The sequence below is a fragment of the Reyranella sp. GW821-FHT14A01 genome, assembly GCF_058803965.1.
In genome coordinates, this window is the sequence record NZ_JBXAPM010000001.1 from 328,443 (window position 1) to 343,684 (window position 15,242).

The window sequence follows — 15,242 nt, forward strand, 5'->3', positions numbered from 1 at the left end:
GGTTCAAGGGGCGAAGCGCGCACCCCGGTTGACATCCGCGCGACGCGGCCCTAACTCAGCGCCCGCACTAGACCGCATGCCGTGCCCAGGTGGCGGAATTGGTAGACGCACTAGTTTCAGGTACTAGCGCCGCGAGGCGTGGAAGTTCGAGTCTTCTCCTGGGCACCATGCAGGTCAGTCGGAGCACCCCATAATGGCGATCAGCCTTCACCGCGGCGATCTTCCCGCGGATCTTTCGTTTGGGCCCGTCGTGGCCATCGATACCGAGACCATGGGGCTCAACCCCCATCGCGACCGGCTCTGCCTGGTCCAGCTCTCGGGCGGCGACGGCAATGCCCATCTGGTGCAGATCCCGCGCGGCGCGCCGAAGGGTGCGGCCAAGGCGCCGCGGCTGGCCGCCCTGATCGCCGACCCGAAGGTGCTGAAGCTCTTCCATTTCGGCCGGTTCGACATCGCCGTGCTCGAGCATTCGCTGGGCGTGCGCTGCGAGCCGGTCTACTGCACCAAGATCGCGGCCAAGCTGGTGCGCACCTTCACCGACCGGTTCGGCCTGAAGGACCTCTGCCGCGAGCTGTTGGGTGTCGATCTCTCCAAGCAGCAGCAGACCTCCGACTGGGGCGCCGACAGCCTGAGCGATGAGCAACTTGCCTACGCCGCTTCAGATGTTCTGCATTTGCATGCCCTGAAAGCCAAGCTGGACCTGCTCCTGGAACGGGAAGGACGCCGCGAGCTGGCCGATGCCGCCTTCGCGTTTTTGCCCACCCGCGCGCGTCTCGACATCGCAGGCTGGCCCGAAACGGATATTTTTGCCCATTGAAATGTCAGCCAGGCTGACATTGGCACGGTTCTTGCTTTAAGCTTCTCACGGGGAGGTCCACAGACCTTCAGGGGTGGGGTGCTATGCGTATCGGTCCGAGCCTAATCCTCGCGTCACGCCAGACCTTGGCGATGACGCCACAGCTCCAGCAGGCCATCAAGCTGCTGCAATTTTCGCACCTGGAGCTGGCCGCGTTCATTCAGCAGGAGCTGGAAAAGAATCCGCTGCTGTCCGAGGGCTCCTCGGAGGACGGCCCGTCGCCGGCCGATTACGAAGCGGCCCCCATCGAGACGCCGCGCGACACGGCTGAAGCCCTGTCGGCGGCGGCGCCGGCCCTCGCCGAGGCCGACGATCGCTGGACCCGCGAGCATGCCGACCGCGGCGGCGATGCCACGGCCAGCAAGGTCGGCCAGCGCGAGGATGCGCCCGAGGCGCTCGATTTCGTGGCCGAGCGGCCGCAATCGCTCGCGGTCCATGTCCTGGAGCAGCTTGAACTCATGTTCGCGGATCCGGCGGAGCGCCGCATCGCGCTGAAGATCGCCGAAGGTCTCGACGAGGCGGGCTACTGCCGTCTCGACGTGGCTGCCGTCGCCGAAGCCGTGGCCACCGACATCGCGCTCATCGAAAAGATCTGGGCGCGGCTGCGCCAGATGGAGCCGGCCGGTCTCTTCTCGCGCACCGTCGCCGAATGCCTCGGCGCCCAGCTCGCCGAGCGCAACCGCCTCGACCCGGCGATGAAGGCGTTGCTCGACAATCTCGACCTCGTTGCCGCCGGCGAACTGGGCCAGCTCCGTCGCCGCTGCGGCGTCGACGACGAGGATCTGCGCGACATGCTGGCCGAGCTGCGCACGCTCGACCCGCGGCCCGGCCAGGCCTTCGAGTTCGAGCCGATCCAGCCGGTGCAGCCCGATCTCTACCTGACGCCCGCGAAGGATCCCGAGACCGGCGAGGAGGGCTGGCACATCGAGCTCAACACCGATGCGCTGCCCAAGGTCCTGGTCGACCGCAACTATCACGCCACCCTCATGAAGGGCGCGCGCGCCAAGCCCGACCGCGACTTCGTCGCCGAGCGCTTCCAGTCGGCCAACTGGCTGGTCAAGACGCTGGAGCAGCGCGCCACCACGATCCTCAAGGTCGCACGCGAGATCGTGCGCCAGCAGGACGGTTTCTTCCGCCACGGCGTCAGCGCGCTGAAGCCGCTGGTGCTGCGCGACATCGCCATCGCCACCGAGCTGCACGAGAGCACGGTGAGCCGCGTCACCTCGAACAAGTACATCAACACGCCGCGTGGCATCTTCGAGCTGAAGTACTTCTTCACCTCGGCGCTGCCGGCGCGCACGCCGGGCGTCGTCGTCTCCTCCGAATCGGTGCGCTCGCGCATCCGTCTCCTGGTGGGCGGCGAGAACTCGCACCAGCCGCTCAGCGACGACCGCATCGTCGACCTGCTGAAGGGCGAAGGCATCGAGATCGCACGCCGCACCGTCGCCAAGTATCGCGAGGCCATGCGCATTCCGTCGTCGGCCGAGCGTCGCCGTCTCGGCCGCCTGGGCATGAGCCGCCAGATGCCGTCCGCGCTGTCGACCGCCGCCGTCGCCGCGCAGGCGATCACCGGCCACGCCGACTGAAGCGCCGGCGGGGCGGGGCCGGTATGCGTCCGAACCATGGCTTGACCCGACCGGGGGAGGCGCCTATAGGGGCGCACCCTTTGCAGGGCGACCAAAGTTCGCGCTCGCTAACCCATTGGTGACATTGTGGAAATCGCCGATTTGCTGATCGGTCCGGACGCCGTTATGGCCAGCGCCAAGGCGACCGGGAAGAAGGCACTCCTGGCAGAACTGGCCAGCCGGGCCGCCGGTCTTTTCAACGTCGACGAGCGCAAGCTGTTCGACCGCCTGCTCGAACGGGAGCGCCTGGGATCGACCGGCATCGGCGGCGGCATCGCGATTCCGCACGGCCGGCTCACCACGATGACGAAGCCGATGGGCGTGTTTGCGCGGATGGCCCATCCCGTCGATTTCGACGCGATCGACGAGCGGCCGGTGGATATCGTGTTCCTGCTGGTGACGCCCGAGGGCGCCGGCGCCGATCATCTCAAGGCGCTGGCCCGCGTCTCGCGGCTCCTGCGCGACCGCAGCCTCGTCGAGAAGCTGCGCGCGACCGAGAATGCCGAGGCGCTTTACGCGCTGCTCGTCGAGACGGTCCAGGCGCAAAGCGCCGCCTGAACCGCCGTACTCCGCAACTACCTCAGTGCACCAGCGCGGGCTCGAGCTCGTGCTGGCGGATCAGCGCCTGCGCGATCTCGATCGACGGCGCCGAGGCCATCGGCTTGCCGTCGGCCGAGAAGATACCGACGGCGTGCGCGCCATCGGGAAGGCTGACTTCCTTCACGTAGGCGATGTGCTCGGCGCCGAGGCTGAGAAAAGCTTCCTCTGCAAGAGGGGTGTACATCACGACATTGCTTTCATTTTCCATGGCTACCTCCTTGGCAGCGTCAACGCGCCCCGCCTCAACGGCTGCGTCGCGCGGTGATATCGATCGCGTGATCCGCGCCACCGGCGGCATTGCCGGCGTCGATGCGGATGGTTCGAATGCGCGGCTCGAGGACCGGGCGCACCAGGTCGATCGACAACAATCCGTTGTCGAGACGGGCTCCCGTCACCTCGATGCCGTCGGCGAGCATGAAGGCCCGCTGGAACTGGCGTGCGGCGATGCCGCGATGAAGGTAGATCCGGTCCGTGTCGTCGGTCTGCTTGCCGCGCACGGTGAGCTGGTTCTCGATGAGTTCGATGGCAAGTTCGGCGCTGGTGAAGCCAGCTACCGCAAGGGTGATGCGCAACCCGTTCTCGCCAATCCGCTCGATATTGTAGGGCGGGTAGCCCTCGGCGTTCTTGGCCAGCCGGTCCAGCGTCCGTTCGAGCTGGTCGAAACCCAGCAACAAGGGCGAATTGAACATGGATACGCGACTCATTCTGAACCCCCCTCCGTGGAGCGAGTGGCCGGGAATCCCGTTCGGGCCTTCCCTTGGAATGAATCTGGGGTGCGGCGGCCGCCGTTCAAGGGCCGGCCCGGAGGCGCCCGGGCCCATCGCCAGAGGGCTTCGGCTGGGGTAAACTGCCCAAAACCCCTCCACCGCCCGGCCGCTCGAGCCTCCCGGGCCAAAGAACGAAAATATGACGTTGGTCGCTGACACAAGACGGCCCGGGGAACCATTGGTTTCCGGCGCGCGGCCCATCCGTTCCGTTCCGACCCGCCCCTCCGCCGCGGCAAAGGGAGAGCGGCGCGCTCTCGGCCGATGGCTCCTGGGCTCGTCGCTTTACTCCCTCACCCTGGGCTACGCCACGCCGCGCAGCTTCTTCGCGGTGGCAGCCGATTCCTGGCCGGGCGATCCGGTGCTCGGGCAGCGGCTGCTGCTGGCCGGTGAGTTCGCCGCCGCCGGCAGTGTCGGAACGGTCCTGCCCGAGTCGGACGATCCGCCTTGGCAGCGCGCCGGCGCCGCGCCGCTCTGGCTCGATGCCCTGAACGGCTTCGCCTGGCTGCGCGACCTGCGCGACAACGGCGATCCGCACGGTGCGCTGCTGGCCGCGAAGCTGGTCGACGACTGGACCAACCGCGAATGGCGCTGGTCGCCGGTGACGTGGAAGCGCGACGTGCTGGCGTCCCGTATGGTGGCCTGGATCCGCCACTACGAATGGATGGCCGCCGCGGCCGATCCCGGTTTCGCGGCCCGCTTCGTCTTCTCGCTCGGCCGCCAGCGCGTCCATCTCCGCCGCGTCGCGCGCCGCGGCATGATCGGCCACGAAGCGGTCGCTGTTTACAAGGCGCTGATCTTCGCCGACCTCGCCTTCATCCGCGACGGCAAGCATTTCGAGAAGAGCCTCGACCAGTCGCTGGCGCGGCTCTCGAAGTTCGTGAAGCGCTATGTGCTGCATGACGGCATCGTGTCGGAGCGCGCGCCGCACCTGCAGCTCACCGTGCTGCGCCACCTGATCGACGTGCGCGCGGCCCTGGCCTCGGCCGAACGCCGCGCACCGGCCGAGCTGGTCGCCGCGATCGACCGCATGGCACCGATGCTGCGCTTCTTCCGTCATGGCGACGGCGGGCTCGCGCTGTTCAACGGCACCTGGGAAGGCGACCGCCGCCTGATCGACCTGGTGCTGGCGCGTTCCGGCTCGGGCGAGGTCGCGCCGACCATGGCGCTGGCCAGCGGCTTCCAACGGCTCGCCGCCGGCACATCGCTGGTGATCGCCGATGCCGGCAGCCCGCCGGGCCGCGGCATGGATGGTATCGCCCATGCCGGCACGCTCAGTTTCGAGATGAGCGCCGCGCACGAGCGGCTGGTCGTGAACTGCGGCACCTATCCCGGCGCGCCGCGCGACTGGCAGCACTTCATGCGTTTCACGGCGGCGCATTCGACCGCGGTGGTCGACGACGTCAATTCGACCGAGATCACCAACCACGGCGCACTCGAATATCGCGCCGGCAACGTGCTGATCGACCGTGCCGACGATGGCGGCGCGCAGTGGCTCGACATGTGCCACGACGGCTACCGCTCGCTGTACGGCATCATCCATCGCCGTCGGCTGTGGCTGTCGCCCGACGGCGGCGACCTGCGCGGCGAGGATTCGTTCCTGGGCTACGAGGGCCGTCCCGTTACCCTGCCGGACCAGCGCTACATCGTGCGCTTCCATCTCCATCCGACGGTGAAGGCGACGCTGGCCCAAAGTGGACAGGCCGTACTCATGCGCCTGCCAAGCGGCCGCGGCTGGCGCCTGCGTGCGACCGGTGCCGGCATCGGCCTGGCCGAAAGCATCTATCTCGGCGAAGAGGGCAGGGTGCGTCGCACCGAGCAGATCGTGCTGGTCGGCCAGGTCCCGGCGGAGGGCACGACGGTGAAGTGGGCCCTCACGCGCATGGAGGGGTAGCGCTGGGGGCGCCCCCCAGCATTACGGCTTCAGGAACCCCACTGTCCCGTAAACCTCGTCGAGGATCGGCGCGGCAATGGCGCGGGCGCGCTCCGCGCCGTTGCGCAGCACGCCGTCGACATGGCCGGGGTCCTTCATCAGCCGCTGCATCTCCGCGCCGATGGGGCCGAGCTTGGCCACCGCGAGTTCGGTCAGCGCCGACTTGAACTCGGAGAACTGCCTGCCGGCGAACTGGGCGACGACGGCGTCCTTCTCCTGGTCGGCGAGGGCGGCGTAGATGCCCAGCAGGTTGTCGGCGTCCGGGCGCTTCTCGGCATCTTCCAGCGTGTCGGGCATCGGCAGCGGATCGGTCTTGGCGCGGCGGATCTTCTGGGCGATCGCATCGGCATCGTCGGTGAGGTTGATGCGCGAGAAGTCCGACGGATCGGACTTGCTCATCTTCTTGGTACCGTCGCGCAGGCTCATCACACGCGTCGCGGCACCGAAGATCAGCGGCTCGGTGATCGGGAAGAAATCGGGCCGGCCGAAATCGTTGTTGAACTTGATGGCGATGTCGCGCGTCAGCTCGAGATGCTGCTTCTGGTCCTCGCCGACCGGCACGTGCGTGGCCTTGTAGATCAGGATGTCGGCCGCCATCAGCGCCGGATAGGCGAACAGGCCGAGCGAGACGTTCTCGCGATCCTTGCCGGCCTTCTCCTTGAACTGCGTCATGCGGCTCATCCAGCCCATGCGCGCCACGCAATTGAAGATCCAGGCGAGCTGCGCGTGCTCGGGCACCATCGACTGGTTGAAGATGACCTGCTTGGTGCCGTCGACGCCGGCCGCGAGGAAGGCCGAGGCGATCTCGCGCGTCTGCGCGGCGAGCTGCGCGGGCTCCTGCCACACGGTGATCGCATGCTGGTCGACCACGCAGTAGAGGCATTCATAGTCGTTCTGCAGGCGCGCGAAGTTGCGGATCGCGCCGAGATAGTTGCCGAGATGAAGGTTACCGGTCGGTTGCACGCCCGAGAGGATGCGGCCCTTGAGGCCGCGCGCTTCGTAGGCGGCGAGATGCGGGTTGGGCGCGCCGGTGGCGCCGGTTGTCACGTCAGGCATGGATGTGGACTCCGCTAGAGGTCGATGGCGCGGGGTTTGGACCTCCGCGCACCCCGCCGGTGGAAGGTCAGGGGCGCGCGGGTATCGCGCAGGTCGGCGGGTTAATCAAGGCGGCGGCATTGACGGCCCCGGCCCCGGCTGTTCCCATCGAATTGCACGCATCTTGCAAGATAGCAGGAGCGTCAGGGAAACGGCTTCGACACTCTGATTGGAGGCATCCAATGGACGAGCGTGGCTTGCGTGGTCTCATCGACAAGGTGAAAGCGGGCGGGTTGTCCCGACGCGCCTTCGTGAAACGGATGGCGGCGGTGGGACTCACCGCACCCATGGCGACACAGCTTCTCGCCTACTCGGGCGTGGCGATGGCGCAATCGAGCGCCCCCTACAAGCCCACAAAGCGCGGCGGTGGTGGTCTGCTCAAGGTCATGTGGTGGCAGGGGCCGACGCTCCTCAATCCGCATTTTGCCGTCGGCACCAAGGACCAGGACGCATCGCGCCTGTTCTACGAGCCGCTGGGCGCCTGGGACCGCGACGGCAATCTCCAGCCCAAGCTCGCCGCCTCGATCCCGACCCGCGAGGACGGTATCGCCGCCGACGGCAAGTCGGTGACCTGGAAACTGAAGCGCGGCGTGCGCTGGCATGACGGCAAGCCCTTCACCGCCGACGACGTGGTCTTCACCTGGGCATATGCCAGCGATCCCGCGACCGCGGCGGTCAGCAGCGGCTCCTACAAGGATGTCGTGGTCGAGAAGATCGACGACTTCACCATCATCGTGAAGTTCAAGCAGCCGACACCCTTCTGGGCCGACGCCTTCGTCGGCTGGGCCGGCGGCATCATCCCCAAGCACCTGTTCGGCGACTATATCGGCGCCAAGTCGCGCGACGCGCCGACCAATCTGAAGCCGGTCGGCACCGGTCCCTACAAGTTCAAGGACTTCAAGCCGGGCGACCTCGTCGTCGGCGAGATCAACACCGACTACCACGTGCCCAACCGGCCGCATTTCGACGCGATCGAGATGAAGGGCGGCGGCGATGCCGTCTCGGCGGCGCGTGCGGTGCTGCAGACCGGTGAATTCCACTTCGCCTGGAACCTGCAGGTCGAGGACGAGATTCTTCTGCGCATGGAGAAGGGCGGCAAGGGCCGCGTCGTCATCTCGCCCGGCGGCGGCATCGAGCACATGCAGGTCAACAATACCGACCCGAACGTCGAGATCGACGGCGAGCGGTCGAGCCTCAAGATCAAGCATCCGACACTGACCGATCCGGCCGTGCGCCAGGCGCTGGCGCTGCTGATCGACCGCGATTCGATCGAGAAGCATATCTACGGCCGCATCGGGATCGCGACGCCCAACTACATCAACAATCCCGAGAAGTTCCGCTCGAAGACCACGAAGTTCGAGTTCAACATCGACAAGGCCAACGCCCTGCTCGACGGGGCGGGCTATGCGCGCGGACCCGACGGCATCCGCGCCAAGGACGGCAAGAAGCTGAAATGGCTCTACCAGACCTCGATCAACCAGCCGCGCCAGAAGACGCAGCAGATCATCAAGCAGGCCGCGCAGCGGGCCGGTATCGACATGGAGCTGAAGTCGGTGACGGCGTCGGTGTTCTTCTCGTCGGACGTCGCCAATCCCGACACCTATCCGCACTTCTATGCCGACCTGCAGATGTACAATAACGGCATGAATGCCCCCGACCCGGAGGTGTTCCTGCGCCAGTTCTGTTCGTGGGAAGCGGCGCAGAAGGAGAACAAGTGGCAGGGCCGCAACATCACGCGCTGGCAGAACAAGGAATATGACGAGACCTACAAGGCGGCCCAGGTCGAGCTCGATCCGGTGAAGCGCGTGGCCCTGCTGGTCAAATGCAACGAGCTGGTGGTCAACAACCAGGTGGTCATTCCCCTGGTGGCGCGGCCCGGCGCCGTTGCTCTGATCAGCGGTCTCGTCGCCAACATCAGTGGCTGGGACAACAATACCTGGGACCTCGCGAACTGGTATCGCGAGAGCTGAGCATCACGCCGTCTCACGGTCCTTATCGGGATGGTGGAACAGCAGGACCACCATCACCGATGAGAGGGCGAGCACGGTCATCAGCAGGAAGCCGTCGGCGAAGGAGCCGCGCAGGTTCAGCACCCAGCCGGTGATGACGGGCGCCAGGAAGCCCGCGATGGCGAAGGCGAAGTCCATGATGCCGAGCGCCGTTGCGGCACGCTCGGGCACGATGTCGACGTTCACCGCATAGTAGGCGGCGTTGGCGCCCATCGAGGAGGCCACGGCAACCGTGATGCCGGCGATGGCGACGGTGAGATTGTCGGTCAGCGCCACGGGGATGACGGCGAGCGCGGCCACGAACTGGCTGCCGGCGATCAGCCAGGAGCGCGAGATGCGCATGCTGCCGGTGGTCTTCAGCAGATGGTCCGACCAGCGTCCCATCGCCCCCAGCAGGATGGCGGCCGACAGCCAGGGCAGGACCGAGAACAGGCCGATGGCGGCGAGGTTCAGCCCGTACTTGCGTTCCAGGTAGCTCGGCAGCCAGGTCATGAAGAAGAACAGGAAATAGCCGAAGACGAAGAAGGCCCAGTAGTTGGCCAGCAGGGTACGGTTGGTCAGCAGCGCCTTCAGCACCGAGGCTTCCGGCCAGCTCTTCAGCACCGCGTGCGGCGCGGCGGTGACGCCGGGATCCACTTTACGGATATGAGCCAGCTCGGCCTTGTTCACGAAGCGCGATTGCGAGGGGTCGTCCCGGAAGCAGAAGTACCAGAGCGGAATCCAGGCGGCGGAGATCACGAAGAGTGCCGCAAAGGTGAGGCGCCAGTCGAGCCAGCTGAGGAGCTGCGTCACCAGCGGTCCGCCGATGGCCAGCGCCAGCGGCACTGCCAGCAGGGCATTGGCCAGCGCTGTCGCCCGCTCGTGCGGCGACAGCCAGTGGCTGACCGCGCCGGTGAGGGCGGGAAAGTTCGGGCCTTCCGAGACGCCCAACAGCACACGGGCTGCATAGAGGACCGCGACGCTGGTCGCGAGCGCCGTGGCGCCGATCGACAGGCTCCACAGCACGGCAGCGATCGTGAGGATCAGCCGGGCGCCGTAGCGGTCGACGGCGAAGCCGCCGATCAGGGTCGTGATGGCATAGCCGAGACCAAAGGCGCCCAGGATGCCGCCGGTCTCGGCCGGCGACAGGCCGAGATCGCGCTGGATCATGGGAATGGCGTAGGAGAGCGCCGCCCGGTCGATGTAGTTCACGACCGTTATCGCGAACAGCAGGAAGACGACGAACCAACGATACCGGCTGCGCGCCATAGGCTTCTCCTTGTCCCGAGTAAACTAGCATGCGAAGGAACGGCACAACCTGCCGATGGTCAGAAACATGTCCATGACACCGCCGATCGAGTTCGCCTTCCCTGACCTGCGCCAATGGGAGAAGGGTGCCGCGCCCTACATCCACGTCATCGAGAGCGGCAAGCCGGGGCCGACGGTGATGGTGACGTCGCTGACGCACGGCAACGAGGTGTCCGGGGCCATCGTGGTCGATGCGCTGCTCGCCGCGAAGGTGAAGCCGCGCAAGGGCACGCTGATCCTCACCTTCAACAATATCGATGCCTATCACTCGTTCGATCCCAGGACGCCGTTCAAGTCGCGACTGGTCGACGAGGATTTCAACCGTGTCTGGGGTCGCATCGACGAGCCCGCGACCACGGTCGAGACGAAGCGCGCGCAGGTGCTGAAGCCCTTCGTCGAGCGTGCCGACCTGTTGTTGGACCTCCATTCGATGCACGACGATTGCGTGCCGCTGATGCTCTCCGGCCCGCTCGACAAGGGTGTTGAATTCGCCAAGAGGATCGGCACGCCGGTCGACATCGTGCGCGATGCCGGCCATGCCGCCGGCATGCGCATGCGCGACTATGGCGGGTTCGGCGACCCGAAGAGCCCGAAGAACGCGCTGCTGATCGAGACCGGCCAGCACTGGCGCGCCTCCTCGGTCGTCGTCGCCAAGGACGTGACGGCGCGCTTCCTGGTCGAGACGGGGATCCTCGAAGAGGGCGACCTGCCTGCGGGTTGGATCCAGCCGACGCCTGCGACCCAGCGCGTTGTCGAGGTGACGCATGCGGTCGCCACCAAGCGCGGCAACTTCACGCCGGCGCAGCGCTTCGAGGGCCAGGATGTGATCGCCAAGGCGGGCACCGTGCTGGGCCATGACGACGACGAGCCGGTGACGACGCCCTACGACGATTGCGTGCTGGTCATGCCCTCGTCGAGCCGGCCGTTGCGGCCGGGCGTCACGGTTGTTCGCCTGGGTCGGCTGACCTGAGGCCAGGCTGGCGGCGCATCACGTAGCGCAGCTCCGAAATCCGCACGACGCCCAGCGCCGCACCCAGCACGGCATAGGCGCCCGCGCCCAGCAGGCAGATGCCGGCCAGCGCGATGCCGCCGCCGATGTCGGCATGCGACAATGGCCTGGCCAGCCAGATCAATCCCAGCCACAGCGCCCCGCCCATGCCGGCGGTCGCGCCGGCGATGCGGAGGCCGCGCGCGATCAACCGTCCGTCCGGAATCCACTGGCCGCGCCGGCGCAGCACGCCGGCCAGCAGCGCCGCGTTCAACCAGCCCGACAGCGAGGAGGCGAGCGCGATGCCGACCAGGCCGATCGTGGTGGCGAACAGGAAGTAGACGTTGAACAGGATGTTGGCCGTGATCGCTGCCAGCGCGATGTAGAGCGGCGTGCGCGTGTCCTCGCGGGCGAAGAAGCCGGGGGCCAGCGCCTTGACCAGAACGAAGGCCGGAAGGCCGACGGCGAAGGCCGCCAGGGCGCTCGCCGTGCGCAGCGTGTCCTCAGGAGTGAACTGGCCGCGCTCGAACAGCACGCGGATGATCGGATCGGCCAGGAACCACAGGGCCACGGCGGCCGGCAGGCTGAACAGCAGGCCGAACTCGAGCGCGCGGTTCTGGTTGGTCATGGCCGATTGCGTGTTGCCGGCGCGCAGCTCGCGGGCCAGCAGTGGCAGCAGCGCCGTGCCGATGGCGATGCCGACGACGCCGAGCGGCAGCTGCGCGATGCGGTCGGCATAGTAGAGCGCGGAGATCGTGCCGACGGGGAGCAGCGACGCCCAGACCACGTCGAGCATGACACTGATCTGCTGCACACCGCCGCCGATGGCGACCGGGGTCGCGAGCTTCACCAGCCGCGCGACGCGCGGCGTCCAGCGCGGCCGCGTCAGCGCCATGCCAACCTCGTCGCGCGCGCAGGCGACCAGCAGCCAGACCCATTGCAGGACACCGGCGACCGCCACGCCGATGGAAGCCGCGTAGCCCGAGTTGGGCAGCAGCGGCGTCAGCCCCAGAACGGCGGCGATCAGCGCCAGGTTGAGCAGCACCGGCGTCGCCGCGACATGGGCGAACCGGTCGATGCCGTTCAGCACGCCGCCATAGAGCGAGGCCAGCGAGATGAACAGCAGATAGGGAAAGGTGATGCGGCCGAACTCGACGGCCATGGCGAAGGTCGGCAGGTCGTCGACCATGCCGGGCGCCAACAGCGTCATCACCCACGGCATTGCGAAGATCAGCACCACGGTGAAGGGGATCAGCACCAGCAGCAGCGCCGCCTGCGCCTGGCGCGCGAAGGCCATCGCCTCGGCGCGACCACCACCCGTCAGTTCGCGGGCGAAGAGGGGTACGAAGGCCGCGGAAAAGGCGCCCTCGGCGAACAGGCGGCGGAAGAAGTTCGGCAGCTTGAAGGCGACGAAGAAAGCGTCAGCCACCGCACCGGAGCCCAGCACCGCCGACAGCACGATATCGCGCACGAAACCGACGACGCGGCTGACCAGCGTAAAGCCGCCCACTGTCGCGATCGACCGTGCGAGGCTCATGGAAGTGACCTTGTTGTGATGGGGCGTCGAGCCCGCGTCACAGCCATAATTCCGTCATCGCTCTCAGGCATATTTTCCCTCGGTAGCGGCCGGCGATGTGATGGTCGGTTTAAACCGCTGCCACGGCCGGTCCCGAGAGGGGCCGGTTTTCTTTTGCGCGCGTCACGAAGCGCCCGCCAGCTTCAGCAGCGTCTCGCGGTCTTGCGTGACCAGCTTCTTGTAGTCGCCGACGATCCTCTCCAGCTCGTCCGCCGGCAGCACGCTTTCGAGGTCGGTGAATCCCTGCGGCGCGCGCTGCTCGACGATGTCGAGCATCACGTCGATGCCCTTGCGCCGGTTGCTCTCGACGATGCGCGCGGTCGGCGGCAGGCGCCGCTCCTCGTAGCGCCGCAAGGCCTTCTCGGGATCGTCGCCCACGAGCAGCTCCTGCGTGATCGCCTCGCCATCGAGGATCGCCTGCGAGGCGCCGTTCGAACCGATCGGATACATGGGATGCGCCGCGTCACCCAGCAGCGTGATGCGGCCATGGCTCCAGCGCGGCAGCGGATCGCGGTCGACCATGGGGAATTCCAGGATCGTGTGCGCGTTGCGGATGACCTCCGGCACGTCGAGCCAGCCGAAGTTCCAGTCGGCGAAGCGCGGCAGGAAGTCCTCGAGACGGCCGGGCTTGTTCCAGTCCTCGCGCGAGGGCAATGCGCCGTCGCCCATGTGCAGGTCGCAGATCCAGTTGATCAGCGCCTCGCCGCGCTCGGCATGGGCGCGGCTGATCGGGTAGCAGACGAATTTCTGGTTGTGATGGCCGGCCTGCACCATCGTGTTGCCGCCGAGATAGGGCTTGCCGACGGTGACGCCGCGCCACATCAGGATGCCCTGCCACTTGGGCGGGCCCTCGTCCGGATAGTAATGCGCGCGCACCGCCGAATGGATGCCGTCGGCGCCGATCAACAGGTCGGCCTCGGCGTTTTCGGCCGGCATGCCGTCGCGATCGACGAAGTGTGCGGAGACCTTGTCGTGATGCTGCGCGAAGCGGGCGATGCGCCGGCCGAAGCGAATCCGGTTCGCGCCCAGCATCTCCTGCGCGGCGCGGAACAGGATCATCTGCAACTCGCCGCGATGGATCGAGAATTGCGGCCAGGGCAGGCCGGCATGGCGGCCGCGCGGATCAGCCCAGATCGTCTGGCCATGGCGGTTGGCATAGCGCAGCTCGCGCGTCTCGATGGCGGTGGCGGCGAGCGCGGGTTCGAGCCCGAGTCCGCAGAGGATGCGCACCGCGCCGGCCTGGATGTTGATGCCGACGCCCAGCGGCCGCATCTCCGACACGGCCTCGTAGACGTGGACCTCGAAACCCGCGCGATGCAGGCACATCGCCGCGGTCAGCCCGCCGATTCCGGCGCCGGCAATGATGATCTTCATGGGCGGCTCGTCAGGTGTCGCGGTTCAGGCCGCGCTGCGCGAGGGCGGCCTCGTAGGTGGCCCAGCGCTCGACCCGCGTCTCGGCGAGTTCGCGCAGGTAGGCCCAGCTGTAGATGCCGCTGTCGTGGCGGTCGTCGAACACGATGCGGATCGCGTAATGGCCGACGGCCTCGACCGACGCGATCTTCACGTGGCGTCGGCCGGCGACGATCTTCTTCTGGTTCGGCCCGTGGCCCTGCACCTCGGCCGAAGGACTCTCGACCCGCAGGTACTCTGCGGAGAGCGCGCAGGCATAGCCGTCGGAAAAATCGATCTCGAGCCGGCCTTCCTCCTTGAAGACGCGCAGTTCGGTCGGCCACGGCGCGGTGGTCGATTCGTAGCTGCCGCCGTCGGGCACGGCCTTGGGAAAATCGGCGGTCATGGCACGTCGCGGATCTGCCGCGCCTCGCTCACCAGCATGATGGGGATGCCGTCGCGGATCGGATAGGCGAGGCCGGCCTTGCGGCTGATCAGCTCGCCGGCCGCGGAATCGTACTCCAGCGGCCCGTGCGTCGCCGGGCAGACGAGGATCTCGAGCAGCTTGGGGTCCACGCCGGCGCGCCGGGGGGCTGCGGGTTCGTCCGATGGAGGGCTCATCGTGCGGTATTTTTCCCTGATTCTTGTGCCGTTCCTATAGCACGGCGCCGGATGACGCCCCTAGCAGGCTGTTGAAACAGGCTTTTGAGAGGTATCGGCGAGCAGCACCGGTGCGTTACCAAGTTACCGCAACACGGGAGTCGCCCTTTTCGATTCGTTTGTTTCGTTTATTGCGTTTGTTTCGTTTGATCACGCCTATACCAGCCTCGTCAGCCTGGTCGTCGTTGCCTTCTCCGCGGCGCACTCGGCAAGCAGCGGCAGGAGTCTTGCCATGTGGGCGGCCTGGGTGTGCGCCTCCACCGCTTTCTGATCGGTCCATCGCTGGAGCAGGTAGTACAGGTTCGGCTGCTCGGCCTTGTACCACTGGTATCGCAGACAACCTGGATCGTTCTCAGCCGTTTCCTGCTCGAGTTCACGCAAGAGGTCCTCGGCTCTTGCCTCCATGCCGGTCTTCACCTGCAGCGTGAGGATCATATCAATCATCCAAGACCTCCTGTTC

15 protein-coding genes and 1 tRNA gene are annotated in these 15,242 nt (G+C 67.0%); 7 read left to right on the forward strand and 9 right to left on the reverse strand.

Going from position 1 to position 15,242, the window contains the following annotated elements; translation table 11 throughout:
* Window positions 1-83: 83 nt before the first annotated feature.
* From AC1ROX_RS01550 to AC1ROX_RS01565, 4 genes are all read left to right on the forward strand, one after another.
* Window positions 84-168 (forward strand) — tRNA-Leu (locus AC1ROX_RS01550).
* 25 nt (window positions 169-193) lie between these two features.
* Window positions 194-817 carry a ribonuclease D gene (locus AC1ROX_RS01555; RefSeq protein ID WP_493121717.1) on the forward strand — a complete coding sequence of 208 codons (624 nt, stop codon included), beginning with the start codon at window positions 194-196 and terminating at the stop codon, window positions 815-817.
* A gap of 83 nt (window positions 818-900) precedes the next feature.
* Window positions 901-2,442, forward strand: a complete 1,542-nt coding sequence (gene rpoN / locus AC1ROX_RS01560) for an RNA polymerase factor sigma-54 (protein ID WP_493121719.1) — start codon at window positions 901-903, stop codon at window positions 2,440-2,442.
* Between the two features lie 126 nt (window positions 2,443-2,568).
* On the forward strand, window positions 2,569-3,039 hold the full coding sequence (locus AC1ROX_RS01565; RefSeq protein ID WP_493121720.1) for a PTS sugar transporter subunit IIA: 471 nt from the start codon (window positions 2,569-2,571) through the stop codon (window positions 3,037-3,039).
* A gap of 22 nt (window positions 3,040-3,061) precedes the next feature.
* Here AC1ROX_RS01565 and AC1ROX_RS01570 read toward each other — a convergent pair whose 3' ends face one another.
* Window positions 3,062-3,289, reverse strand: coding sequence for a DUF1150 family protein (locus AC1ROX_RS01570; RefSeq protein ID WP_493121721.1), 228 nt, complete (start codon window positions 3,287-3,289; stop codon window positions 3,062-3,064).
* A 34-nt stretch (window positions 3,290-3,323) separates the two neighbouring features.
* Window positions 3,324-3,785, reverse strand: coding sequence for an Hsp20 family protein (locus AC1ROX_RS01575; RefSeq protein WP_493121723.1), 462 nt, complete (start codon window positions 3,783-3,785; stop codon window positions 3,324-3,326).
* A gap of 202 nt (window positions 3,786-3,987) precedes the next feature.
* Between AC1ROX_RS01575 and AC1ROX_RS01580 the strand changes: the two genes are divergently transcribed.
* Window positions 3,988-5,739, forward strand: coding sequence for a heparinase II/III family protein (locus AC1ROX_RS01580; protein ID WP_493121725.1), 1,752 nt, complete (start codon window positions 3,988-3,990; stop codon window positions 5,737-5,739).
* 21 nt (window positions 5,740-5,760) lie between these two features.
* Here AC1ROX_RS01580 and trpS read toward each other — a convergent pair whose 3' ends face one another.
* Complete coding sequence (trpS, locus tag AC1ROX_RS01585; protein ID WP_493121726.1) at window positions 5,761-6,834, reverse strand: tryptophan--tRNA ligase; 1,074 nt, start codon at window positions 6,832-6,834, stop codon at window positions 5,761-5,763.
* A gap of 221 nt (window positions 6,835-7,055) precedes the next feature.
* Between trpS and AC1ROX_RS01590 the strand changes: the two genes are divergently transcribed.
* Entirely contained in the window at window positions 7,056-8,843 is a 1,788-nt protein-coding gene (locus tag AC1ROX_RS01590; protein ID WP_493121727.1) for a peptide ABC transporter substrate-binding protein, read from the forward strand.
* A gap of 3 nt (window positions 8,844-8,846) precedes the next feature.
* On the opposite strand, the gene AC1ROX_RS01595 is transcribed toward AC1ROX_RS01590, so the two are convergent.
* On the reverse strand, window positions 8,847-10,130 hold the full coding sequence (locus AC1ROX_RS01595) for an MFS transporter (RefSeq protein WP_493121729.1): 1,284 nt from the start codon (window positions 10,128-10,130) through the stop codon (window positions 8,847-8,849).
* A 73-nt stretch (window positions 10,131-10,203) separates the two neighbouring features.
* Here AC1ROX_RS01595 and AC1ROX_RS01600 point away from each other — a divergent pair, with 73 nt between their 5' ends.
* On the forward strand, window positions 10,204-11,139 hold the full coding sequence (locus AC1ROX_RS01600; protein ID WP_493121730.1) for a M14 family metallopeptidase: 936 nt from the start codon (window positions 10,204-10,206) through the stop codon (window positions 11,137-11,139).
* Here the strand turns inward: AC1ROX_RS01600 and murJ are convergent.
* The 5 genes from murJ to AC1ROX_RS01625 form a co-directional block, all read right to left on the reverse strand.
* Window positions 11,108-12,694 (reverse strand): murein biosynthesis integral membrane protein MurJ, encoded by a 1,587-nt coding sequence (murJ, locus tag AC1ROX_RS01605; protein WP_493121732.1) that lies wholly within the window; start codon window positions 12,692-12,694, stop codon window positions 11,108-11,110. The two genes, AC1ROX_RS01600 and murJ, sit on opposite strands and share 32 nt — an antisense overlap.
* 162 nt (window positions 12,695-12,856) lie before the next feature.
* Window positions 12,857-14,107: a flavin-dependent oxidoreductase gene (locus AC1ROX_RS01610; protein WP_493121734.1), complete on the reverse strand. Its 1,251-nt coding sequence runs from the start codon at window positions 14,105-14,107 to the stop codon at window positions 12,857-12,859.
* A 10-nt stretch (window positions 14,108-14,117) separates the two neighbouring features.
* Window positions 14,118-14,528: a gamma-butyrobetaine hydroxylase family protein gene (locus tag AC1ROX_RS01615; RefSeq protein ID WP_493121736.1), complete on the reverse strand. Its 411-nt coding sequence runs from the start codon at window positions 14,526-14,528 to the stop codon at window positions 14,118-14,120.
* Window positions 14,525-14,743 carry a Trm112 family protein gene (locus AC1ROX_RS01620; RefSeq protein ID WP_493121738.1) on the reverse strand — a complete coding sequence of 73 codons (219 nt, stop codon included), beginning with the start codon at window positions 14,741-14,743 and terminating at the stop codon, window positions 14,525-14,527. The genes AC1ROX_RS01615 and AC1ROX_RS01620 overlap by 4 nt, the downstream gene beginning before the upstream one ends.
* A 195-nt stretch (window positions 14,744-14,938) precedes the next feature.
* Complete coding sequence (locus tag AC1ROX_RS01625) at window positions 14,939-15,226, reverse strand: putative quinol monooxygenase (RefSeq protein WP_493121739.1); 288 nt, start codon at window positions 15,224-15,226, stop codon at window positions 14,939-14,941.
* Window positions 15,227-15,242: the final 16 nt, after the last annotated feature.

What these genes read in the sequence shown, in the direction of transcription:
- AC1ROX_RS01555 (WP_493121717.1), top strand. Translation starts at nt 194, where the DNA reads ATGGCGATCAGCCTTCACCGCGGCGATCTTCCCGCGGATCTTTCGTTT.
- rpoN (WP_493121719.1), top strand. Translation starts at nt 901, where the DNA reads ATGCGTATCGGTCCGAGCCTAATCCTCGCGTCACGCCAGACCTTGGCG.
- AC1ROX_RS01570 (WP_493121721.1), bottom strand. Translation starts at nt 3,289, where the DNA reads ATGGAAAATGAAAGCAATGTCGTGATGTACACCCCTCTTGCAGAGGAA.
- AC1ROX_RS01575 (WP_493121723.1), bottom strand. Translation starts at nt 3,785, where the DNA reads ATGAGTCGCGTATCCATGTTCAATTCGCCCTTGTTGCTGGGTTTCGAC.
- AC1ROX_RS01580 (WP_493121725.1), top strand. Translation starts at nt 3,988, where the DNA reads ATGACGTTGGTCGCTGACACAAGACGGCCCGGGGAACCATTGGTTTCC.
- trpS (WP_493121726.1), bottom strand. Translation starts at nt 6,834, where the DNA reads ATGCCTGACGTGACAACCGGCGCCACCGGCGCGCCCAACCCGCATCTC.
- AC1ROX_RS01590 (WP_493121727.1), top strand. Translation starts at nt 7,056, where the DNA reads ATGGACGAGCGTGGCTTGCGTGGTCTCATCGACAAGGTGAAAGCGGGC.
- AC1ROX_RS01595 (WP_493121729.1), bottom strand. Translation starts at nt 10,130, where the DNA reads ATGGCGCGCAGCCGGTATCGTTGGTTCGTCGTCTTCCTGCTGTTCGCG.
- AC1ROX_RS01600 (WP_493121730.1), top strand. Translation starts at nt 10,204, where the DNA reads ATGACACCGCCGATCGAGTTCGCCTTCCCTGACCTGCGCCAATGGGAG.
- murJ (WP_493121732.1), bottom strand. Translation starts at nt 12,694, where the DNA reads ATGAGCCTCGCACGGTCGATCGCGACAGTGGGCGGCTTTACGCTGGTC.
- AC1ROX_RS01610 (WP_493121734.1), bottom strand. Translation starts at nt 14,107, where the DNA reads ATGAAGATCATCATTGCCGGCGCCGGAATCGGCGGGCTGACCGCGGCG.
- AC1ROX_RS01615 (WP_493121736.1), bottom strand. Translation starts at nt 14,528, where the DNA reads ATGACCGCCGATTTTCCCAAGGCCGTGCCCGACGGCGGCAGCTACGAA.
- AC1ROX_RS01620 (WP_493121738.1), bottom strand. Translation starts at nt 14,743, where the DNA reads ATGAGCCCTCCATCGGACGAACCCGCAGCCCCCCGGCGCGCCGGCGTG.
- AC1ROX_RS01625 (WP_493121739.1), bottom strand. Translation starts at nt 15,226, where the DNA reads ATGATTGATATGATCCTCACGCTGCAGGTGAAGACCGGCATGGAGGCA.